Annotated in this window: 19 protein-coding genes and 1 pseudogene; 1 reads left to right on the top strand and 19 read right to left on the bottom strand. The window is 36.6% G+C overall.

Features of this window, described 5'->3' with window-relative positions; all coding sequences use genetic code 11:
• Positions 1 to 25: 25 nt before the first annotated feature.
• The 16 genes and pseudogenes from ftsZ to MHH45_RS24205 all read right to left on the bottom strand — a co-directional run bounded on the left by ftsZ (position 26) and on the right by MHH45_RS24205 (position 19,707).
• Complete coding sequence (ftsZ, locus tag MHH45_RS24280) at positions 26 to 1,183, bottom strand: cell division protein FtsZ (RefSeq protein WP_016116029.1); 1,158 nt, start codon at positions 1,181 to 1,183, stop codon at positions 26 to 28.
• Between the two features lie 39 nt (positions 1,184 to 1,222).
• Positions 1,223 to 2,524, bottom strand: coding sequence for a cell division protein FtsA (ftsA, locus tag MHH45_RS24275; protein WP_003199785.1), 1,302 nt, complete (start codon positions 2,522 to 2,524; stop codon positions 1,223 to 1,225).
• A gap of 183 nt (positions 2,525 to 2,707) precedes the next feature.
• Positions 2,708 to 2,803: pseudogene (locus MHH45_RS24270) on the bottom strand (small basic protein); the annotation flags it as partial.
• A gap of 122 nt (positions 2,804 to 2,925) precedes the next feature.
• Positions 2,926 to 3,696, bottom strand: a complete 771-nt coding sequence (locus MHH45_RS24265) for a cell division protein FtsQ/DivIB (protein ID WP_016116030.1) — start codon at positions 3,694 to 3,696, stop codon at positions 2,926 to 2,928.
• Positions 3,697 to 3,794: 98 nt separating this feature from the next.
• Entirely contained in the window at positions 3,795 to 4,700 is a 906-nt protein-coding gene (murB, locus tag MHH45_RS24260; protein ID WP_033671439.1) for a UDP-N-acetylmuramate dehydrogenase, read from the bottom strand.
• Between the two features lie 50 nt (positions 4,701 to 4,750).
• Positions 4,751 to 5,854, bottom strand: coding sequence for an undecaprenyldiphospho-muramoylpentapeptide beta-N-acetylglucosaminyltransferase (murG, locus tag MHH45_RS24255; protein ID WP_016116032.1), 1,104 nt, complete (start codon positions 5,852 to 5,854; stop codon positions 4,751 to 4,753).
• A gap of 106 nt (positions 5,855 to 5,960) precedes the next feature.
• Entirely contained in the window at positions 5,961 to 7,058 is a 1,098-nt protein-coding gene (gene spoVE / locus MHH45_RS24250) for a stage V sporulation protein E (RefSeq protein WP_170927912.1), read from the bottom strand.
• Between the two features lie 84 nt (positions 7,059 to 7,142).
• Positions 7,143 to 8,495 carry a UDP-N-acetylmuramoyl-L-alanine--D-glutamate ligase gene (gene murD / locus MHH45_RS24245; protein ID WP_016116034.1) on the bottom strand — a complete coding sequence of 451 codons (1,353 nt, stop codon included), beginning with the start codon at positions 8,493 to 8,495 and terminating at the stop codon, positions 7,143 to 7,145.
• The gene (gene mraY / locus MHH45_RS24240) at positions 8,496 to 9,470 is read right to left on the bottom strand and encodes a phospho-N-acetylmuramoyl-pentapeptide-transferase (protein WP_016116035.1); all 975 of its coding nucleotides are present in this window, start codon (positions 9,468 to 9,470) and stop codon (positions 8,496 to 8,498) included.
• 22 nt (positions 9,471 to 9,492) lie between these two features.
• Positions 9,493 to 10,968, bottom strand: coding sequence for a UDP-N-acetylmuramoyl-L-alanyl-D-glutamate--2,6-diaminopimelate ligase (locus MHH45_RS24235; protein ID WP_016116036.1), 1,476 nt, complete (start codon positions 10,966 to 10,968; stop codon positions 9,493 to 9,495).
• A 282-nt stretch (positions 10,969 to 11,250) separates the two neighbouring features.
• The gene (locus MHH45_RS24230; protein WP_016116037.1) at positions 11,251 to 13,167 is read right to left on the bottom strand and encodes a stage V sporulation protein D; all 1,917 of its coding nucleotides are present in this window, start codon (positions 13,165 to 13,167) and stop codon (positions 11,251 to 11,253) included.
• A gap of 100 nt (positions 13,168 to 13,267) precedes the next feature.
• The gene (locus tag MHH45_RS24225) at positions 13,268 to 15,415 is read right to left on the bottom strand and encodes a penicillin-binding protein (protein ID WP_016116038.1); all 2,148 of its coding nucleotides are present in this window, start codon (positions 15,413 to 15,415) and stop codon (positions 13,268 to 13,270) included.
• A gap of 21 nt (positions 15,416 to 15,436) precedes the next feature.
• Positions 15,437 to 15,805: a cell division protein FtsL gene (gene ftsL / locus MHH45_RS24220; protein ID WP_016116039.1), complete on the bottom strand. Its 369-nt coding sequence runs from the start codon at positions 15,803 to 15,805 to the stop codon at positions 15,437 to 15,439.
• Positions 15,806 to 15,820: 15 nt separating this feature from the next.
• Complete coding sequence (gene rsmH / locus MHH45_RS24215; RefSeq protein ID WP_016116040.1) at positions 15,821 to 16,753, bottom strand: 16S rRNA (cytosine(1402)-N(4))-methyltransferase RsmH; 933 nt, start codon at positions 16,751 to 16,753, stop codon at positions 15,821 to 15,823.
• Positions 16,754 to 17,123: 370 nt separating this feature from the next.
• Positions 17,124 to 18,740, bottom strand: coding sequence for a bacillithiol biosynthesis cysteine-adding enzyme BshC (bshC, locus tag MHH45_RS24210; RefSeq protein ID WP_016116041.1), 1,617 nt, complete (start codon positions 18,738 to 18,740; stop codon positions 17,124 to 17,126).
• 79 nt (positions 18,741 to 18,819) lie between these two features.
• The gene (locus MHH45_RS24205; protein ID WP_033671484.1) at positions 18,820 to 19,707 is read right to left on the bottom strand and encodes a 2-dehydropantoate 2-reductase; all 888 of its coding nucleotides are present in this window, start codon (positions 19,705 to 19,707) and stop codon (positions 18,820 to 18,822) included.
• Positions 19,708 to 20,013: 306 nt separating this feature from the next.
• Between MHH45_RS24205 and MHH45_RS24200 the strand changes: the two genes are divergently transcribed.
• The gene (locus tag MHH45_RS24200; protein ID WP_003199752.1) at positions 20,014 to 20,487 is read left to right on the top strand and encodes an N-acetyltransferase; all 474 of its coding nucleotides are present in this window, start codon (positions 20,014 to 20,016) and stop codon (positions 20,485 to 20,487) included.
• A 28-nt stretch (positions 20,488 to 20,515) separates the two neighbouring features.
• Here MHH45_RS24200 and MHH45_RS24195 read toward each other — a convergent pair whose 3' ends face one another.
• The 3 genes from MHH45_RS24195 to MHH45_RS24185 form a co-directional block, all read right to left on the bottom strand.
• A complete protein-coding gene (locus MHH45_RS24195; protein ID WP_016116043.1) occupies positions 20,516 to 21,037 on the bottom strand; it encodes an RsfA family transcriptional regulator in 522 nt (173 codons plus the stop codon).
• A 128-nt stretch (positions 21,038 to 21,165) separates the two neighbouring features.
• Entirely contained in the window at positions 21,166 to 21,339 is a 174-nt protein-coding gene (gene rpmF, locus MHH45_RS24190) for a 50S ribosomal protein L32 (RefSeq protein ID WP_001984764.1), read from the bottom strand.
• Between the two features lie 61 nt (positions 21,340 to 21,400).
• Complete coding sequence (locus tag MHH45_RS24185; RefSeq protein WP_016131894.1) at positions 21,401 to 21,901, bottom strand: YceD family protein; 501 nt, start codon at positions 21,899 to 21,901, stop codon at positions 21,401 to 21,403.
• Positions 21,902 to 21,981: the final 80 nt, after the last annotated feature.

The following is a 21,981-nucleotide window of genomic DNA, read 5'->3' as shown; positions in this document are numbered from 1 at the left end:
AAGGAGCCCTGAGGCTCCTTTCTTTTTATCGTCTACGACGGTTACGTAAAAATGCTGGAATATCGATATCATCTGAATCTGTATTACGATCATGTACAATAGACTCTTCACGTTTCACTTCGCGTTTTACTTCACGTTGTTTTTGTGGCTGCGCTGTTGGTTGTTGCTGTTGCGCGTGATTTGTAGCCGCCGTTGGACGTACAAATGGTTTTGGCGGCTGAACTGAAACACTATCATCAAAACCAGTTGCAATTACAGTAACAACAATTTCATCTTTTAAACTCTCATTAATTACAGAACCGAAAATCATATTCACTTCTGGATCTGAAGCTGAAGCAACGATATCTGCCGCTTCTTGCACTTCATATAAACTTAAGTTTGTGCCCCCAGTAATATTCATAAGAACACCTTGTGCACCATCGATAGATGTTTCTAATAACGGACTAGAAATTGCACGTTTTGCTGCTTCTGCTGCACGGTTTTCACCAGTTCCAACACCAATACCCATTAATGCAGAGCCTTTATTAGACATAATTGTTTTTACGTCTGCAAAGTCTAAGTTAATGAGACCAGGTGTAGCAATTAAATCAGAAATACCTTGTACACCTTGTCGTAATACGTTATCCGCTTCGCGGAACGCTTCAAGCATTGGTGTATTTTTATCTACAATTTCTAAAATACGATCATTCGGTATAACAATGATTGTATCTACATTATCTTTAAATGCTGTAATCCCAGATATAGCTTGCGTCGCACGTTTACGACCTTCGAATGTAAATGGACGTGTTACAACACCAACTGTTAACGCGCCTAGTTCTTTTGCGATTTGTGCAATAACTGGAGCTGCACCCGTACCAGTTCCTCCGCCCATACCAGCTGTTACAAAGACCATATCTGCACCACGAAGTGCTTCTTGGATTTGTTCTTTACTTTCTTCAGCGGCTTTTTTCCCTACTTCAGGATTTGCGCCGGCACCAAGTCCACGCGTTAATTTTCCGCCAATTTGCATTTTCGTTTCAGCTTTTGATAAATTTAATGCTTGCGCATCAGTGTTCACAGCAATGAAATCCACACCTTGTACACCGTGCTCAATCATACGGTTTACAGCGTTATTTCCGCCACCGCCGACACCGATAACTTTTATGCTCGCTAATTGATCTTGAGTAGTATCAAACTCTAACATGTCGAAATCCCCCTAGAACCTCATTTTTCGTGTGCAATTTTAATCCCATAAATAGCGGAATACACGTTTTACTTTTGACATCATACGCTCATTGTCTTCATTATTTTTGCTTTGCTTACGCGTTGTTTGTTTTACAGGTTGCTGCTGTACCGGCATTGGTGCTGGTACTGGCTCAAAATGCTCTTCCTTTTCCTGAACATTTTTTCCGCGCAATTTCGCTTTTTGATAAGAATGTTTAATTAATCCGACTCCAATTGTATACTGTGGTTCACGAACGCCAATATAATCTGGAGTGGCTATACGAACATTTTCATGTAAAATATCATATGCAAGATCAAGAACACCCGGCATAGAAGCAATCCCACCAGTAAGTACATAACCAGACGCTACTTGTTTTACTCCTAGCTTCCGGACCTCTTCTTGAACAAACATCAAGATTTCCTCTACACGTGCCTCAATAATATCAGATAACTCTAGTTGTGAATATTGTTCTGTTTGATCGCTTCCCATAATAGGAACCGTAAACACTTCTTCTTCAGATGCAGTATCATAAAAAGCATGTCCATATTTTAGCTTAATTTGATCCGCACTTTCAGTTGAAGTTTTAAGTCCTATAGCGATATCCTTCGTTATATGATCTCCACCTAAAGGCAATACACTTGTTGCTTGTAACTCTCCATCTTGAAAAATCGATAAGGTTGTAGATCCTCCGCCAATATCAACAAGGGCTACACCTCTATTTTTCTCATCAGAAGATAAAGCAACCGTTGCAGCTGCTAAAGGTTGCAGACAAATATCAACAATTTCAAGGCCCGCTTTTTCCACACAACGTAGTAAATTATGTAATAACGTTCTTGAGCCTGTAATTAACGTGCCTTCCATTTCTAATCTTACACCAATCATCCCGCGTGGATCGTTAATCTCATCAAGACCGTCTACTATGAATTGTCGAGGCACCACATCAATAAATTCACGTTCAGGAGCAATTGATACAACTTGTGCTGCATCCAGAACGCGTAAGACATCTTCATTTCCAATTTCACGATCTTCATTTGAAACAGCGACAACTCCATGACAAGGAAGAAGCTGCACCTGATTTGCATTCACACCTACAACAACTTGTTCAATGTGAATTCCTACCATACGCTCAGCTTGTTCAATTGCTTTTTTGATTGATCGAACAGTTTCGTCTATGTCAACTATGGAGCCCTTTTTCAAACCATTTGATTTTACGTTTCCAACACCAATAATGTTTAAACCATCATTAACCATTTCACCAATGATGACTTTAACATTGGATGTACCGATGTCAAGACTAACATATATTTCATTGCTGTTCATTCTTTGGCACCTCCTTCTTTATTTATACCATACAAGTCAATATATGGAACAACAATCGCAGCTTTACTATTTATAAGAAAAATATTCAACGTCTTTATGCGTTTCCCTTTTTTAACCCTATATTTTTCTTATTTTTATTTAACATTCACTTATTGCAATCACAGTAATCTGTGAATGACTGCTTTATCTTTGAAATAACTCGATTCCAAATGCAAAGATTATCGCCAAATATAAGTCTACACTAAGATGTACTCATAGAAAAGCTAAACTTGTACCAATCCTAGCATGAATCGAAGAAAATCTAGTTATTTTTCACCAAATTAATTATAATTGTAATGAAATTTACACATAGAAAAACACACTTGTTGTTATTGTATTTAAAAAGAAATAAAACTACTACTCTACTGCTTTTTTTCTTCATTATCTAAATATTTAAAGTATGCGCCAACTTCTAAATCAATTAGGGCTTTTCTACCCGACTCTATATTTTTTATAATAAGTGGATATGTTTCCATACGCTTCGCAAAATCTTGTATAGTTGTACTCACTTCATAACCTTCATTCATATATAAAGTAAGATGGTCTTCATTTGAATTCGTTGGAGCATAATGAATTTCAGAAATAGATCTGAGAATAGTCGGAGTTAATTTTTCTAGCTCTTCAATTAACTCTTTCATTTTCTCTTCTTTAAATGGTTCAAAAATCGGAGCTGCGACAGGTAATTTCCCGTTCGGAAGCACGTCAAGTGTTTTACCATTTTCTAGAAGCGGCTGTAACTTTCCACCTTTGTTTATATAACCTATCGTTACATACTCTTCAATGTGAATGTCAATTTTATTCGGAAAACGTTTTTTGACATTTACTTTCTTAATTTCATTTCGTTTTGTTAAATTCTCTTCAGCCTTATGTGCTGTCACTCGAAAATAACTCGTGTCATATGTAACTCCAGATTCCTTCATGACTTGTTCATCTGTCATATAATGATTTCCTAGAACACTTATCTTTTTTATATTACTAAGTGGAGACCGAAAATAAATTAAAAAAAGTACTAATAAAAATAAAATCGATACATATAAAATTAATCTCTGATTGACAGGTTTTTTATTCTTCTTTTTTTGATTCTTTAGTTTTGGTACACGATCTTGTAGTTTAATCACTTTACTATTTTTCATGTACGATCCCCCTATGTAACATAAAGAACGGCATGTTACGCATGCCGTTCTTATCTTCTTATTATACCATAAATGATAATGAGCGGAACAAATAACAGCTATCTTCCAATGGTTTCCACTTCTGTATGCATATCTACACCAAATTTTTCTTTAATTGTTTTTTTGACAAATGCAATTAAATCCAGCACATCTTGTGCTGATGCAGATCCTGCATTGATAATAAAGTTTCCATGCATTTCGGAAATTTTCGCACCGCCAATTTGATGACCACGTAGACCTGCCTTTTCGACTAAATCTCCAGCGGAATTTGGTAGTGGATTTCTAAATATACTACCGGCACAAGGATGATTCCATGGCTGAGTTTCACGACGATAGTCTTTATTCTTTTGCATTACACCCACTATTTCTTCACGATTTCCTTCTTTCAACTGCAATTCTGCTTCTACTACAATGCCAGGACGCTTTGTTTGTAAAACAGAAGTACGATAAGAAAATTCCATCTCTTCTTTTGTTAACCACTTCATTGTACCATCTTCAAACATAATACGCGCTCTCATCAAAATTTCTGACATATCTGATTTATGTGCACCGGCATTCATATATACTGCCCCGCCGACACTTCCTGGGATACCACTAGCAAACTCTAATCCAGCTAGACCTTGGCGACTAAGTAGTGTTGACAACTTAATAAGAGGATATCCTCCTCCAACTCGTACAGTAGTTCCTTCTACTTCTAAGTGATCTAATCCTTCTCCTAAACGAATTACAACACCTTCAATACCTTTATCAGATACTAGAAGATTAGATCCACGTCCAATTGCTGTCCATTTTGTGTTATATTTCTTTACTAAATCTAAAGTCTTCTCCACACCAGCAACACTACTTGGCACGATTAGAATATCAGCTGGCCCACCTATTTTCATAGTTGTATAACGAGCTAACGCTTCATTTTCTAACACTTTACCAACTTCTGCTTTGATAAGTTCCTTTGCTAATTGTTTCATGATGATCTCCCCCATATTAAATCTCCGTATTACAGTAGTATGCAGGGCATTCACCTAACGTTATTTTGTACAAGTTTTTTCATCACTTCAAATAACTTATTTGCTGCATCCGGAATTCCTAACTGCGTAGCAGCTAGTTTCATATTTTGTAATGTTTGTGTATTTAATAGAATTTCATCAATATCATGAAGAAGAGCTTCAGCAGTTAAATCTTTTTCAAGAAGCATTTTTGCTGCTCCCTTATCGACAACAGATCTCGCGTTTTTCTCTTGATGATTATTTGTCACATAAGGACTCGGAATTAAAACACTTGGTTTTCCTAACGCTGTTAACTCTGCTAATGTTGTAGCACCAGCACGTGAAACGACAAGATCCACACCAGTAAGTACCTCTGGCATATTATGAATAAACGGTTTAATGATTACATTATCCGGATTCCCTTTTTGTTTTACGGCCTCCATGACTTTATCATAATGCACTTCACCTGTGATATACAATACTTCATAATTTTTGTTACCAAATTGTTCAATTGCTGCCACAAACGCATCATTAATCGGTCTTGCCCCGCGACTTCCACCAAAAATAAGCACAGATTTTTTAGAAAGAGATAATCCAACAGAACGCTTCCCTTTCATGCCATTTTGGTTCATTACTTCTGATGCACGCGGATTTCCTGTCATGACAACTTTCGACTTTGGAAAATGTTCAGATGCCGCTTCAAAACAAACAGCTACCTTATCCACATAGCGACTTAAAAATTTATTGGTTACACCAGGTACACTATTTTGTTCATGTACAATTGTAGGAATTCCTAATTTCGCCGCCGCATAAACGACTGGACCACATACATAGCCTCCTGTACCAATTACAACATCTGGATTGAAGCGACGAATATATCGTTTACTATCTTGTACACCTTTTAGAAAACGCATCACTGTTTTTACATTATCAAGGGATATTTTCCGTTTAAATCCACTAATGACAATCGATTGAAATGGTATCCCTGCTTTTGGAACAATTGTACTTTCTAATCCATTTTCCGTACCAATGTATAGAAATCTTGCTTCCGGATGTAGTTTTTTTATTTCTCTAATTAACGCAAGAGCTGGATATATATGACCTCCCGTGCCACCACCACTAACTAATACTCGCACTACAAATTCCTCCGCTTCTCTGTTCTAAATTCAATTTATATATTCATATATCTATAATATATTTTCCGTTTTCTACACACGAAAAACCCTGTCTTATAAACAGGGTTTAGTAGCGAGAATGACGACTTATATTCAATAATACACCAACTGCCATTAGCATTAAGGTCAAACTCGACCCACCATAACTTAAAAATGGCAAAGTAATTCCTGTAACAGGCATTAGTCCTGTTACAACACCAACATTAATCATCACTTGAATCGCAATCATCGCCACAATACCTACTGCCAAAAACGTACCATATAAATCAGGCGCTCCTAATGCTATACGAATCCCACGCCATAATAACAGACTAAATAATAATAACACAAACGACCCACCAATAAAACCTAATTCTTCGGATAAAATCGCAAAAATAAAATCTGTTTGCGGCTCGGGTAAATAAAGAAATTTTTGTCTACTTTGTCCAAGTCCTAGCCCAAACAAACCACCGGGGCCAATCGCAAGTAACGATTGAATAATCTGAAATCCACTCCCAAGTGGGTCTGACCACGGATCCAAATAAGACGTAATACGTTTCATTCGATATGGTGCCGATGCAATTAATCCAACAAATCCCGCTACTCCTATTAGCCCTAGCATTGCAAAATGAAAAATGCGTGCTCCTGAAACAAAAATCATTATGATACATGTCCCAACCATTACTGTTCCTGTTCCAAGATCTGGTTGTAACATAATCATGCCAAATGCAACAAATACAAAACCAAGTGCTGGAAGTAGCCCCTTTTTAAAAGATGTAATCAATTTTTGTCTTTCCGCTAAAAATTTAGCTAAAAAAATAATCATCGCAAATTTCATAAATTCTGACGGTTGAATCGAAAATGCTCCAATCCCAATCCAGCTTCGCGCTCCCCCTCGAACAAGTCCAACTCCAGGGATTAAGACAAGAATGAGAAGGATAAAACAAATGAGCAAAATCACTTTCGAATAAGTACGCCATGTCCAGTAGTCAATTTTCATAATAAAAAACATGGCAGCTACACCAAGTACCGCAAATAACAGCTGTCGTTTTGCAAAAAAGAATGAATCCCCCATCTTATAGGAAGCCCAGACAGCACTTGCACTGTAGACCATAATCATTCCAATTGTTAACAACAAAAGTGTAATGATAATTAAAATAAAATCAGGCGTTTTCTTCATTGGCAATGAGCACCACCTTTTTTGAAGAAGCTTTTTTCTTCTATGTAACAAAACATCAGTAGGTGTTAGCCTACTGATGTTTTGTTTACTTTATATAAGTTTATGCACAGCTTGTATAAAAATGTCTCCTCTTTCTTCAAATGTTTTAAATTGATCCCAACTTGCACAAGCTGGCGAAAGAAGAATTACATCTCCATCTGTAGAATGAGAATACGCTCTTTCTACAGCCTCTTCTAAATTATCGACACTTTCAATAATATCTATCCCTGCTTTTTCAGCTGCCCTTACTAACTTAGGTGCTGTTTGTCCAAATGTTAATATCGCTTTTACATGTTCAAAATATGGAATTAAATCATCGAATTCATTTCCTCGATCAAGCCCACCTGCTAACAAAATAACAGGTTGCGTAAATGCTGATAGCGCCTTTTCTGTTGCTAACATGTTTGTTGCTTTTGAATCATTATAAAACTTACGATTATTAATTGTTGTTACATATTCTAAACGATGTTTTACACCTGTAAAGCGTTTTAATACGGCAATAATTGCCTCATTTTCTACCCCTAGCAATTTAGCAATACTCATAGCAGCTAGAATGTTTTCTAAATTATGTTTACCCGGTAAAACGATATCTTGAACTTCAACGATTTTCTCACCTTTAAAATAAAGAGCACCGTCTTTAATACATGCACCATCTTCAATTACCTTAGTAGCCGAAAATAATACTTTTTGTCCTTTACTATTTGCTGATAACGCCATTACATCTACATCATCAGCATTAATTACACTATAATCAGCTTCAGTTTGGCTTTTAAAAATATTCGCTTTTGCTAAACCATACTCTTTTTTTGTACCATGATAATCTAAGTGAGCCTCGAACAGATTTAAAAATGCTGCAATTTTAGGCTGGAATGTTTCCACTCCCATTAATTGGAACGAAGAAAGTTCCGTTACAATAATTTCATTTTCTTTTGCTTGCTGTGCTACTTCACAAGCTACAGTCCCAATATTTCCCGCAATGACAGGGTGCTTCTTGCCTTCTTTTAACATTTCAAACGTTAGTGTTGTCGTTGTTGTTTTTCCATTTGACCCCGTAATTCCAACAAACGGTGCTGCTGAAATACGATATGCAAGCTCCACTTCTGTCACAATTGGAATCTGTTTTTCTTTCGCTGCAACCAGTAGTGGATTGGAATATGGAATCCCTGGATTTTTTACAACAAGTGAAATATTTCTTTCTAACAACTCTAGCGGATGACCACCGCATACAACGTCCATTCCTTTTGCTTGCAATTCTGCAGCTAATACATTATTTGCTAACGGTTTTCCGTCATTTACAATAACATTTGCACCTAAGCTTTTTAATAAAGTTGCTGCTGCATAGCCACTTTTTGCAATACCTAATACAAGAATATTTTTATTTTGATATTCAGTTACAGTTTTCAATTACATCCACACCCCGATATAAATTCCTAATACTGCCAATAAAAATCCTACAGACCAGAATGTTACAACAACACGCCATTCTGACCAGCCACATAATTCGTAATGATGATGCAGTGGACTCATTTTAAAAACACGTTTTCCTGTCGTTTTAAATGAAATAACTTGAATAATAACAGACAAAGTTTCCATTACAAATACGCCGCCAATTACAACAAGTAATAATTCTTGCTTTAATAAAATAGCTACGGCAGCTATTGCACCACCTAAAGCAAGGGAACCCGTATCTCCCATAAACACTTTAGCTGGATTTGCATTAAACACTAAGAATCCAAGTACCGCTCCTACAACTGCCATACAGAAAATAGCTACGGCATATTGATTTTGAGCAACTGCAATAATGCCAAATGCTCCAAATGCAATTGCGGCTGTTCCTGATAACAATCCATCTAAACCGTCTGTTAAATTGACTGCATTTGATCCACCAATAAGCATAAATAGCACAAGGATAAAATATGCCCAGTGTAAATCAAATTTAACCTCAGTTCCTGGGATCATGATATATGTTTGTAACGCACTTCCTTTTCCAATTAAAAAGAATGCAATTGCAATTACAAGCTGACCGATTAATTTTTGTTTTGATGTTAAACCAAGATTTCTTTTTTTAACAACTTTTATATAGTCATCTAAAAAACCAATCAATCCATAACCAAATGTAACTAATAATAATAATGATACTTCCGCATTTAAATGTTTAAATTTAATTGCCATGATAAGTGTTGTCACCATCATAGACACATAAATGACAATACCACCCATCGTTGGTGTTCCCGATTTCTTTTGATGTGATTTTGGCCCTTCATCACGAATACTTTGCCCAAACTTTAACCTACGTAAAAATGGAATAAACAATGGCGAAAGGGCAACAGAAATTAAGAAAGCTACCCCAGCCGTTACTAATAAACCTTGTTCAAGCACATGTAGTCCCCCTCTCATGTTGTTACTCTTTGTTGTTTAAACACTCAGTGATTGCCTCTTTCGCAATTTCACGATCGTCAAAATGATGTACTTCTTTGCCAATAATTTGATACGTTTCATGCCCTTTTCCAGCAATGATAATAATATCTTCTGCCTTCGCTTCTGAAACCGCATGGAAAATCGCTTCTTTTCGATCAACAATGACTTCATAATTATTTCCTTTTGCACCTGCTAACATATCATCCAAAATCGCTTGTGGATCTTCACTTCTTGGGTTATCTGAAGTCAAGATTGCGTGTGTTGCATATTCTGTAGCGACACTAGCCATAATTGGCCTTTTCGTCCGATCACGATCACCGCCGCAACCAACAATACAATACACATTCCCTTTTGCAAATTGTTTCGCTGTTGTTAACACATTTTCTAAACTATCTGGAGTATGTGCATAATCGACAATAACTGTATAATCTTGTCCCCCGTCCACAACTTCAAAGCGGCCTGGAACTCCAGTTAAATTCGTCACAACATGAATAATCGTTTGCAAAGTTACACCAGACACAAGAGTAGCGGCTATTGCTGCTAAAACATTGTATACATTAAACTTTCCAATTAACTTCATCGTAATATTTACACTTTCACTTGGCGTAACAAGGGTAAATGTTGTTCCACCGCTCGTCATCACAATATCTTTTGCCATAATATCACTATGTGTATCAATTCCATACGTAATAACCGTAGCCGCAGTACTTCTCATATACTCTTCTGCTGCTGGATCATCACTGTTTAACACAGCGTACTTTTCACGGTTATGATGATAGCTATTACCAAGCTGAGCAAAAAGCAAGCCTTTTGCATGCTTATATTCTTCCATCGTTTTATGATAATCTAAATGATCTTGTGTTAAATTTGTAAATACAGCTACATCATAATCACAACCGTGTACACGGCCAAGATCTAATGCATGTGAAGAAACTTCCATTACTGCGCTATTTACATTTTGCTCAACCATACGGCGAAACGTTTGCTGAAGTGTCAGTGCATCTGGCGTTGTATTTTTCACCTCGAATGTTTCATCACCGATTTTCATATTAATTGTTCCAATTAGCCCTGTTTTATGACCGTGTGCCCGCATAATTTCATCCATAATATGCGATGTTGTTGTCTTTCCATTTGTACCTGTAATCCCAATCAAGTGTAATTTATGCGTTGGCTGTCCGTAAAAATAATCAGCTAAAACCGCTAAAGAACGATAGGTATTTTTCACAAGTACAACTGGAACGTCAACATCAATCGGTCTTTCCGCAACAATAGCAGCCGCACCTTGCGCGGCTGCTTGCTTAGCAAAATCATGGCTATCAACCGTATACCCTTTCATACATACAAATAAGCTTCCATTTGTCACTTTACGTGAATCTGCTTCAATGGATGTAATTTCTGGATTTTCTTTTGGAACAACTGGAAAATCATGCAAACATGATACAAGTGTGTGCAACTTCATTTCACTAAACCCTCTCTACATTGTTTATTTATCTCTTACTTAATAAGTAATTCTTCCTATCCTTCATTCGCTAAAAATTGAAGAAGGAAGCATTTGCTGAGAGCCCGAAAAATCAGACTCGTTTATCAGTGCATCATATAATACCTTAGCTGATAAATTCTTTATTTTTTATGTTCAAGAGCAATATAATCTGTTTTCATAGAAAATAAATTTCTATGAAAACAGAGATTATATATTAACTCAACTTCCACCAATTGTATCACAAAACACAATCTCTGACCTTTAATTACCAAAGTAAATCCTAATTTTTGATCCTTCCTTTACTTTGGCACCAGCTTCTGGTGATTGTTTAATTACTTTGTCTCCCTCACCACTTACATCGAGCTGCAAGTCTACAAGCTGCGTTTGCAAATCTTTTTTCTTCATCCCGATTAAATCCGGAACTTCTATTGTAGGGGTATCGCCCCATTTATATTCCCTTTCAACCTGCTCCTTGCGTGGCTCTACTCCCATAACAGGAAGCACATCACGAAGAATATTCCCTACAATTGGCGCAGCAACAACACCACCAAATTGAGTAACCCCTTTTGGATTATCAACTGCAACATACACAACGATTTGTGGGTCATCTGCTGGAGCAAATCCAATAAAAGATACAATATAGTTATTATCTAAATATTTTCCGTCTTTTACTTTTTGGGCAGTTCCCGTTTTTCCACCAACACGATAACCATCAATATATGCACCTTTACCAGAACCTTTCGCTACAACATTTTCTAACGCATAACGAACTTTTTCCGATGTTTCCTTGGAAATAACTTTTCTTTTCTCGACCGGTGTTTTCTTTCTTACAACTTGATTATTCGATGGATCAACAAATTCTTTCGCAATATACGGCTGGTATAATGTCCCACCATTTACAGCTGCCGCTACCGCAGCAACTTGTTGGATCGGTGTAACAGAAACCCCTTGCCCGAAAGAAGTCGTCGCCTGTTCAACCGGACCAACCTTATCTAAGTTGAATAAAATCCCTTTTCCTTCTCCTTGCAAGTCAATCCCTGTCTTCTGTCCAAAACCAAAATCACGAATGTATTGGAATAACTTTTCTTTTCCAAGGCGGTCCCCAAGCTCAATAAAACCTGGGTTACAAGAATTTTGAACAACTTCTAAAAACGTTTGACTACCGTGGCCACCAGCTTTCCAACAACGTAGCCTAGCGCCTCCAACTTCAGCTGCTCCATCATCATAAAACGTATCTTTCTCCAAGTCTACTAATTTTTCATTTAAAGCAGCCGCAAGTGTAATGATTTTAAAAGTCGATCCCGGCTCATATGTACTCCATACAGGCAGGTTTCGATTAAACACTTCTGGTGAAACACTCTGAAAATCCGTGGGATCGAAACTTGGGCGACTTGACATTCCTAAAATTTCACCATTTTTCGGGTTCATCGCGATTGCGATCATACCATCTGGATTATACGTAGAATCTGCGATATTCATTTCTCTCTCTATAATCGTATTGATTCGAGAATCGATTGTTAATTTTAAATCTAAGCCGGCCTCTGGTTTTTTGAAATCATCTCCAACATTCGGCATCCTTTGTCCTTTCGCATCTGCAAAAAAGCGCACATGCCCTTTATCACCATTTAGCTCTTTATCATAATACGACTCAAGTCCCATAAGTCCCTGATTGTCACTACCAGCAAACCCTAGTACATGCGATAAATATTTTCCGAACGGATAATACCGAATGGAATCTTCAGCAATATAAACACCTTTTAAACTTAAAGCACGTACTTCCTTTGCTTTATCATGAGAAATTTTCCTTCCGCCTTTATCCAATCTTACAATGGACTCTTTTTTTGTAATCCGTTTATAAATTCCCTCTTTTTCCACACCTAAAACTGCAGCTAACTTCTCTGCAGTCTCTGCTGGTTTTTCAATTTGCCTTGGTACAACAAAGACAGTTGGTGCACTTTTATTCGTTGCAAGCTCCACACCATTTCGATCTAAAATTTTTCCTCGTTCAGGTTCGAAAGTAATATTACGACTCCACGAATCCTTTGCACGATCTGTTAACATATTCCCAAGAAAAAACTGTACGTATCCAAGACGAATATCAATAATTGTAAAAATGAGTATACCTGATATAAGTATAAAAATAAGTCGCTTTCTAACTGTTACATTCGATACACGCATATTGGAACAAGCCTCCTTTACGCCTAGCTTGTTCCAATATATGCTTGTACCTATTCGAATAGAACCTCTTGGACTTCTTATATTATGCACCTAGAACATTCTATGGCTTTTCTGCCTCTTGCTGTGGCTCAAGCGGTGGTACAAGTGTTACAGCTAATTCCGTACCTGCTTGTAACGGCGTTCCTTCCGCCACACTTTGTTCTGTCACATATCCTGTACCAGATGGCTTCAAATTAAGATTTAACATTTTCGCTAAATTCATTACATCCCGAAGTGCCCATCCTTGTATATTTGGCATCAACGGTTTATCTCCTACTAAGAAGACTCGATCGCCCTTCAATGTTTTTTCAGTCGCTTTTGGTACCTGTTGTTTTACTTTTCCTTCACCTACTATAATCGGACGGAATTTAGCTTTTTCTAATGTTGCTTTTGCCTCTTCCATTGTTTTTCCGGTTACCTCTGGAACAACCGCCTGTTGCTCTTTCACATATTTCTTCGAATCTTTTACTTCATTCGGTTTAATTTTCAAATACTCTAAACTATTTTTCGTTACAGATTTAAACATTTCCGCGAGAGGTTGTGCCCCGTATTCATTATCTTTTAATTTCGGCTGCTTAATTGCAAAGTAAACAATTAATTGCGGATCGTCCATTGGTGCCATACCAAGGAATGAGAAAATATAGTTTTCTCTTCCGGTCATATATCCACCTTTTCCATCCGGAATTTGTGCTGTTCCTGTTTTACCACCAACAGAGTATCCATCGATTTTATACGCATTCCCTGTTCCTTTTGGTGAGGTAACAACGCGTTCTAATAATTGTCTTACTTGTTCTGCTGTTTCTTTTGTAACTGGTTGCCCCACTTCTTCTGGTTTATGCTCTAATTCCACTTTATTCGTTAGTGGATCTACAATTCGATCGATGGTATAAGGTTTCATCATTTTCCCATCATTTGCGATTGCGGTTGCAGCTTGTACAAGTTGCATCGGTGTTACAGTAGAGCCTTGTCCGAATGCTGTTGTTACCTGTTGAATCTGCTGGTCAAATACAATTGTATTTTTTCCTTCATTAGGTAAATCAATACCAGTCTTTTCATCCAATCCAAATTTATGAATATATTGACGGAAACGATCTGGACCAAGTTTTTGATCTCCTAAAATTGCAAATGCAACGTTAGAAGAACGCTCAACCCCTTCATCAAATGTAATAGATCCCCAACCTGCACCACCGTTATGATCTTTTATTTTACGGTTTCCAACTGGATACGTACCTGACTGGTAATATTCTTGACCATTATATACACCTTCATTAATCGCCGCAGCTAATGTGAAAATTTTCATCGTAGACCCCGGCTCATACGCATTTGCGATTGGATCATTAATATAGTATTGAATATCACCCTTATTTGGGTCATAGCTAGGTCGACTAGACATTCCTAGTATTTTTCCTGTTTTCGGATCTGCAACCAATCCAATTAGCATAGAAGGTTCATAGTGCTGATCAGCTGCTTTCATCGCATCTTCTAAAAACCCTTGAATACGTTGATCAATTGTTAAATACACATTTTCTCCATTTTCCGGTGGCTTTACATTTTGCTTTCCACCATCGAGAGAAACACCATTACGATCTCCTGTATATGCTACACTTCCATTAGAAGCACGTAAATACTTATCTAAGCTCTCTTCTAATCCAAATTTCCCCCCCGCAATTCCTTTATCATCAGGTTTTGCAAAACCTAACACGTAAGATGCGAAATCCCCATTTGGATACACTCTAGCTTTTTCTGTAACAAATGAAATACCTGGTATTTTAAGACTTTCTAGTTGCTCTTTCTTCTCTTTCGTCAAGTTCTTTCCCAGCGCTCCGAACTCTACCTGACTCTTATCTTTGTTTAAAGTGGCTAAAATTTCATCTTCACCTGTCCCAAGTACACCTGCAATTTTCTTTGCAGCATCCTCTTTATCTTTTACAGGTTTTTCACCTTTTAGTTTCGCAACAATCTTGTATGAGTTCGCATCTTGCGCTAACACATGTCCATTTTGATCATAAATCGTTCCACGATTCGCTTCAAGTACGCCATTTTTATTATGCTTGTCTTGTGCAAGTTTCTTTAAGTCTTGACCATGTACTGTTCCTGTCGCTTGAATATAAAAGAATCGGGCTAACAACAGCAAAAAGAGCAGGAGGAAAAATATCATAAAGTAACCTGCTCCTTTATTGGTATGAATTTTGTTCATATTCGTCTTCATATTTTCTTCACACCTACTATATTAATGTAAACCTTTCACATTATTCGCATTAATTTCCAGACCGTGTTTTTTTGCGATTTCTGCGATACGCTCATAGCGACTTAACTTTTCCACTTCAGCTTGTAATTCTTGGTTTGCTTTTTGTTTTTCCACAATTTTATTCTCTATTTTTGCTGCTTCCGCATCAACTTGGTACAGGCCTGCTTTATTTCCAATAAAAGCCACGCAAGCATATAATAAAAAGCCAATAAAAGCCACATACAACAATTTTTCAATTCTTGTAATTTTTGTTTTCGCTTTTGGTTGTACGTTTTGCTGCGGAGCTTGAGATTGTACTTGCACTTGTTCTTGCACTTGTTGTTGTTTATACTTTACAGCTAAATTTGTCATACCTCTCTCTCCTTTTTATCGTTTTTCAGCGATTCGTAACTTCGCAGAACGCGCTCGATTATTTTCTTCTAACTCTTCATCAGAAGGTAAAATCGGTTTTCTTGTAATGAGCTTTAGTTTCGGCTTAAACTCATCAGGGATAATTGGTAATCCTGGAGGAAGCTGTGGTGTTGTACTATTTCGTTTAAATGTTGTTTTACAAATACGATCTTCTAATGAATGGAACGTAATAACACTAATTCTTCCACCTGGCTTAACCATTTCAATCGCAGATTCCAGTGCCTCCTCGAATACTTTCAACTCATCATTTACAGCAATTCGAATCGCTTGGAACACTCGTTTTGCAGGATGTCCACCCGTTCTACGAGCTGGAGCAGGAATTCCTTCTTTAATTAGCTCTACTAACTCTCCTGTCGTTTCAATCGCCTTATTCTCGCGGTACGCTTCGATTTTCCTTGCAATTTGCTTTGAAAACTTCTCTTCACCATATTGGAAAAAGATTCTTACGAGTTGTTCATATGACCAGTTGTTTACAACATCATATGCCGTTAATGGGGCATCTTGATCCATCCGCATATCTAAGGGCGCATCATGATGATAACTAAAACCACGTTCTGGTGTATCTAATTGTGGGGATGAAACACCTAAATCAAATAAAATTCCGTCTACTTCTGTTATTCCTAATTCATGTAGCTTTTCTGACAAATAGCGAAAATTACTCTTCACTGTTATAAATTGATCACCATAAGAAGAAAATCTTTCTTTTGCATTTTGAATCGCAATTTCATCTTGATCAAATGCAATTAATTTTCCCCCTTCCGTTAGCTGGGATAATAAATAGGAACTATGTCCTCCACCACCTAGCGTACAATCGACATATGTACCACCTGGTTTTATATCCAAACCATCTACTGTTTCTTTTAAAAGAACTGTTACGTGTTTAAACATTGTTGCACCTACTTTTTGCAAAATAATTACGTTGAATGTCTCTTTTTCTTCCTAATAAACCACCCAATATGTCGGGAAATTAATGCTACGAAAATATGTCACATCCAACTTGGCGTCAGTGGAAATCTAATATCCACAAATCGCAGTTTCACTTTATTATATACTAAATTTTATCATTTTTTGCGGGAAATTAAATAAAAACATGTCGAAAAACACAATAATACGTTTACATTTTGTTCTATTTTGTCATGTACATGTGCTTTATTATAAATATCATACTCCCGAACATTCCGTTAGATAATTCAGAAAAAATCACTTTACAGTTAATTCCACGTGCGAAAAATAAAATCCTGCTCCTAAGAGCAAGATTTTATAGTTTTATAATATGATGGTTCCCGTTCCAAGAGTACGATTGCTTCATTACTCGTTCAACAAAATCTAATCCAAACTGATTTAAATAATAACATATATTCCATACCCGTTCTTGCGGCGCACCTAGCGGACGGAGCGCGTATTGTAAACGGCGAAATTTATTCAGCTCTACTTCATGTTTTTTCTCAACATTTCGCTTTAACATTCTTTCTAGCAACTCAATTTGCTCTTTAATTTTCCGCTCATTTTTCTCAGCGAATTGCTGCAATCCTGGGTCTATTTTTTTTACAAACTGTTGTAAAGAAGTATGAACATCCATCATTTTCTCTGTCGCTTCTATAAACTGATTGTCAATTGGTTCTTCTATTTGGTTAGAAAGCCACTCTTCACGTAGCATATCTATGTCATTTACAAATGGATCACTCTCTTGTAATTGTAAATCATGTAAATCTGTTATAATATCGCGTTCCATATAACTAATTGTGAGTCTCGGAACAACCGGAGGCATCTGAAAACCAAACACATGAAATACTTGCTGCAATTCACTCCAGTAAGCAATTTCACCAGGCCCTCCAATAAACGCTAATGTCGGAAATATATATTCTTGCATAAGTGGTCTTGTTACAACATTATTACTAAATCGTTCCGGACTTTTTTCCATTTCCGCTATCAACTCTTCATACGAAAATGAATAAATACCATCTTTTCCAACAAATTTCCCATTCTCTTCTTCTAACAACACACGCTCTTCATCAATTTGCATAAATATGTGCACTGCATTTGATTTTGTTTCAATAATCGGTTTATATCCTTGTTCCTTTACTAATTGCTGTTGTTTTTGAAGACTCATTTGCACTTCTTTATATCGACTTAGTATTTGTTTTAAAAAAGAAACTTCTAACTTTCTTAACGCTGGATGATGGGAATCAACGAGAATCAATCCTGAATCTACAAATAATTTCATAATAAGATGCGCAAAGAAATCTACATATGTAAGAGAATTCTGCAAAGCATCTTCAACAAACTGTAATACATCCTTTGTAAAATTCGTTTCCGGATATGTTTTGAAAATTTCTTCAATCCACTTTCTACAGTCTTCTATTGAAAGATCAGATTCAGATGCACTTGCCTTTTTTGGATGACGATCATGGAAAATCGTCTTTTTTATTTTTTTATTTTTCGTTACAAACACATGATTAATTTCATCGATATCGTGATCTTCACCAGCAATCCAAAAAACAGGAACTACACGAACTCCTAAATTTGCTTCTTTTTCTTTTGCAAGCTGTAAAATCGAAATAATTTTATGCACAGTATAAAGAGGTCCTGTTAATAGTCCTGCTTGTTGTCCTCCAACAACAACATATGTATTTTCATCCGCTAGCGCCTCTATATTCCGAAGAGTATGCTCTCCAGCATGTAAATTAGTATTATATTCCAATAAATGTGCCACTAAGTCTTGACGGAAAAACTTCTTATCACGCAAATCATACAGACGCCGCCCGAATCCATCTTCTGTCAACGGATAATCGAAGAATGCCTGCACTTCTTTTCTACCCTTCATATAGTCCGCCACAACACCTTGTAGTGGAACAGAGATTTCTTTTATCTCCATATAATTCTTCCTTTCCTATCCTGTTCTCTCACCAATCCAAATTGTAGTCAATGTTTGATGTAAAAGCAAAGAATATCTCTTATACCTCTAATCCCTTTATTGAATTATATAAAAATTGCAGTGTGGGAACTTGCTTTCGCTGTTTCCTCGCTTCTTCTATCGCATAGCCAATAATAGCATCAATTTCCGTTTCCCGATTCTCTTTTACGTCAGCTAACATAGAGGATGTATTACTGGATGTTGTTTCACATACATGACAAACTAATTGCCACATCTCTTCTTTTTTTTTCTCCCCTACAAGGAACATGACCTCCTGAAATATTTGCTCCATCACTTTATAAAAAAAAGGATTCGATAGTAATTCTCCGTTTTGTATACCAAATAAAGCTGTTAGTGGATTAATGCAGGCATTTATTACAAGTTTATAACTCATTGTTTGTTTCCAATCTTCTTCTACTTGCACCGAAAAATACTTTGAGGAAAAACAATCCAATAGTGACTCAAATTGAGACCAATCACCATTTACTACTCCAAATTTCGTAACCCCTACTCCTGTATGGTGCACTGTGTATTCATTTTCTTTTTTTGCCCCATGCTCCACAATCCCCACCGCTACATTTTCACACTTTATTTCGTGTAATATATCCAGATGAGACATTCCATTTTGCAAAAAGATAATCTGCCTTTGTCCTTTTATGAAAGGAAGTATATTCGCTAAATGATATTGTTTTACAGCAATAAACGTATAGTCCATTTGTTCACCTACAATACTCTCTAATGGCGTAACATTCGGAAATACCGTTTCCTTTCTTCCCTTACGAATACAGCTTATCCCCTCCTGCATTAACTTTTCAGTTTGTTCTACCGTTCTTGTAAATAATGTAACATCCTGTTTGTTCTTTTTTAAATAAAATGCAAAAAGAAGACCAATAGCTCCCGGACCAACAATCCCAATCTTCATCTCTATCCCCTCAGAATCTCCTAACGAATACAAAGAAGAAAGATATCCTGTAATCAATTAGAAGCCTTCTGATTACCTCCCCTCTATAACTCATCCTAACATTGAGTATATCTTATTTATATTTCAACAACTAAAAGTACATTTCATAAATATATATAAATTCCCTTCATACGACTAGTGTAGCAAATCCTCAAAAAAAATACTGAAAGAAATATTCTATTTCCTTCATAAAAATGAAAAAATGAGTTATAATATTATTGAAAATATTTATACTTTTCTTTATTTTACAAAACGAGAAAAGGATGTGATGTAATGACATTCCCAAAAGTTGAGCGCTTGCTCATCAATTATAAAACGTTAGACGAATTTAAAAAATTTAAGGGATGTGGCGCTCAAGAACTCTCCATGTTTGAAGAGTTACAAGCAAATATTATTGAAAATGATAGTGAATCCCCATTTTACGGCATTTATTACGGCGGATCCCTTATCGCACGTATGAGCTTGTACATGAGGAGACATGGTGAATCAAATCTTGAGATTACTGGATCTTACGTAGAACTCTCTAAACTTGAAGTGTTACCAAACTTTCAAAAACAAGGTTTTGGTCAAATGCTTGTTAATTATGCAAAACAACTACAATTTCCAATCAAAACAACAGCTCGTATTCAATCCGCTGCATTTTGGGAGAAACTAAACTTCGGGCAAATATCAACCACTGATGGCGAATTTTACATTTGGCATCCAGAAGCTAATTTGAATGCGGTTACAAATGAAGAATCCGCATAAAATAAAAACAGCTGTTATTCAGCTGTTTTTATTTTTTCACCTTTTCTAATGTTTCATGCTCATAAATGGTATCTCTTTCTTTTGTTTCTAGTACCATCACACTTCTTTTTCGATCAATATAATCAAGCAAAGTACGATACTCTTCTTCATATACAGATACACGCTGAAGAAGCCATTCCTTTTCCTTTTGTAACAATTCAATTTTTTGGTGTAATTCTTTTAATTCTTTTTCATCTTTATATTTTTGTAAAAAGTTAATGACATCGTCTAATGTAATTGATGTAGGAGAAAACTCCACCACTTTTGGTTGCCTTACTACATAATTCTCTACCTTACGAATTTGTTTTGCCTCTTCAATACGTTCTTTATACTGCTTTCTAACGTAAGAATTCCACCTAAATCCGCATGCTGCAGGTGTACGAGATAAATGTCTACCTACCTCTTTAAATGCGGAAAGCTGGGTTCCTCCTTCACGGATATGCCGGAGTACCACTTCTGCCAGAAGTAAATCTTCATCATCAGTCCATGCATCTTGTCTTGTTGTCGCCATTCCTCTAGTCCTCCTTATGCATTTTTTATTAAACATATGCAGTTACTAGAAAAGATAGAATACCAACATATAAAGAATAATACAAAAAAATAAACGCAGAAGAATATCTTCTGCGTTTATTTCCACAATTACTTGCTGATTACTTCTTTACCTTTGTAAGTACCGCATGCTTTACATACACGGTGAGCTAATTTCGCTTCACCACAGCTTGGGCACTCTACCATACCAGGTACTGATAATTTGAAATGCGTACGACGCTTTCTTTTTACTGTTTTAGAAGTTCTTCTAAAAGGTACAGCCATTCTTCCCACCTCCTTAAAAGAAATAGTTATTTTCATATGAAGGCCTGAACCAGTCTTCCGATTATTTGTCAAAAAACTTCGCAAGTCCTGCTAACCTTGGATCAACAGGCTTTTCTTTGCTTTCTTCCGAAATCACTTGCCAGTCTTGACCTTGCGTTGGTGCTCCACCGGAAACATCATCACTGAAAATTTGCATTGGAATCTCCAAAAGTATATTTTCCTTGATTATTGGGAGTAAGTCAAGTACTTCTCCTTCTAAGTAATGGATTTCCGCTTCCGTTTCATACTCTTCTTCTGAAGTTTGGAACACCTCAGTTGTTTTAATGTCAAATGGTAATGTTACATCTACTAAAGAGCGAGAACATGGTAAAACCATGCTTCCAATTATATGTAGATGAAACGTAAACTTACTGGAGCCAAAATCAACTCTACCTGTTACATGGACAGGATTAATTTCTCGAATTTCTTTCTCGACTTCTTTTAGCTCACTTACATCTACCATCTCATCCAATGTCAATCCTTTATGTCTCAATTTGTTTAATTGATGGATGGACCATTTCATATCATATCACCTCAAGGCAACAAACAAAATTATAGCTAGCCATTTTATATTTGTCAATGTTTTTTCTTTACACTATAATG

This window comes from Bacillus sp. FSL K6-0042, from assembly GCF_038006685.1.
Classification (GTDB): Bacteria; Bacillota; Bacilli; order Bacillales; family Bacillaceae_G; genus Bacillus_A; species Bacillus_A pseudomycoides.
Note: the sequence above shows the minus strand (reverse complement) of the source record. Positions and strands in the feature narration are given on the sequence as shown.

Excerpts from the sequence above, each read along its gene's own strand:
- ftsZ (WP_016116029.1), bottom strand. The coding sequence starts at position 1,183 with ATGTTAGAGTTTGATACTACTCAAGATCAATTAGCGAGCATAAAAGTT.
- ftsA (WP_003199785.1), bottom strand. The coding sequence starts at position 2,524 with ATGAACAGCAATGAAATATATGTTAGTCTTGACATCGGTACATCCAAT.
- MHH45_RS24265 (WP_016116030.1), bottom strand. The coding sequence starts at position 3,696 with ATGAAAAATAGTAAAGTGATTAAACTACAAGATCGTGTACCAAAACTA.
- murB (WP_033671439.1), bottom strand. The coding sequence starts at position 4,700 with ATGAAACAATTAGCAAAGGAACTTATCAAAGCAGAAGTTGGTAAAGTG.
- MHH45_RS24235 (WP_016116036.1), bottom strand. The coding sequence starts at position 10,968 with ATGAAGTTGCACACACTTGTATCATGTTTGCATGATTTTCCAGTTGTT.
- MHH45_RS24230 (WP_016116037.1), bottom strand. The coding sequence starts at position 13,167 with ATGCGTGTATCGAATGTAACAGTTAGAAAGCGACTTATTTTTATACTT.
- MHH45_RS24225 (WP_016116038.1), bottom strand. The coding sequence starts at position 15,415 with ATGAAGACGAATATGAACAAAATTCATACCAATAAAGGAGCAGGTTAC.
- ftsL (WP_016116039.1), bottom strand. The coding sequence starts at position 15,805 with ATGACAAATTTAGCTGTAAAGTATAAACAACAACAAGTGCAAGAACAA.
- rsmH (WP_016116040.1), bottom strand. The coding sequence starts at position 16,753 with ATGTTTAAACACGTAACAGTTCTTTTAAAAGAAACAGTAGATGGTTTG.
- bshC (WP_016116041.1), bottom strand. The coding sequence starts at position 18,740 with ATGGAGATAAAAGAAATCTCTGTTCCACTACAAGGTGTTGTGGCGGAC.
- MHH45_RS24200 (WP_003199752.1), top strand. The coding sequence starts at position 20,014 with ATGACATTCCCAAAAGTTGAGCGCTTGCTCATCAATTATAAAACGTTA.
- MHH45_RS24195 (WP_016116043.1), bottom strand. The coding sequence starts at position 21,037 with ATGGCGACAACAAGACAAGATGCATGGACTGATGATGAAGATTTACTT.
- rpmF (WP_001984764.1), bottom strand. The coding sequence starts at position 21,339 with ATGGCTGTACCTTTTAGAAGAACTTCTAAAACAGTAAAAAGAAAGCGT.
- MHH45_RS24185 (WP_016131894.1), bottom strand. The coding sequence starts at position 21,901 with ATGAAATGGTCCATCCATCAATTAAACAAATTGAGACATAAAGGATTG.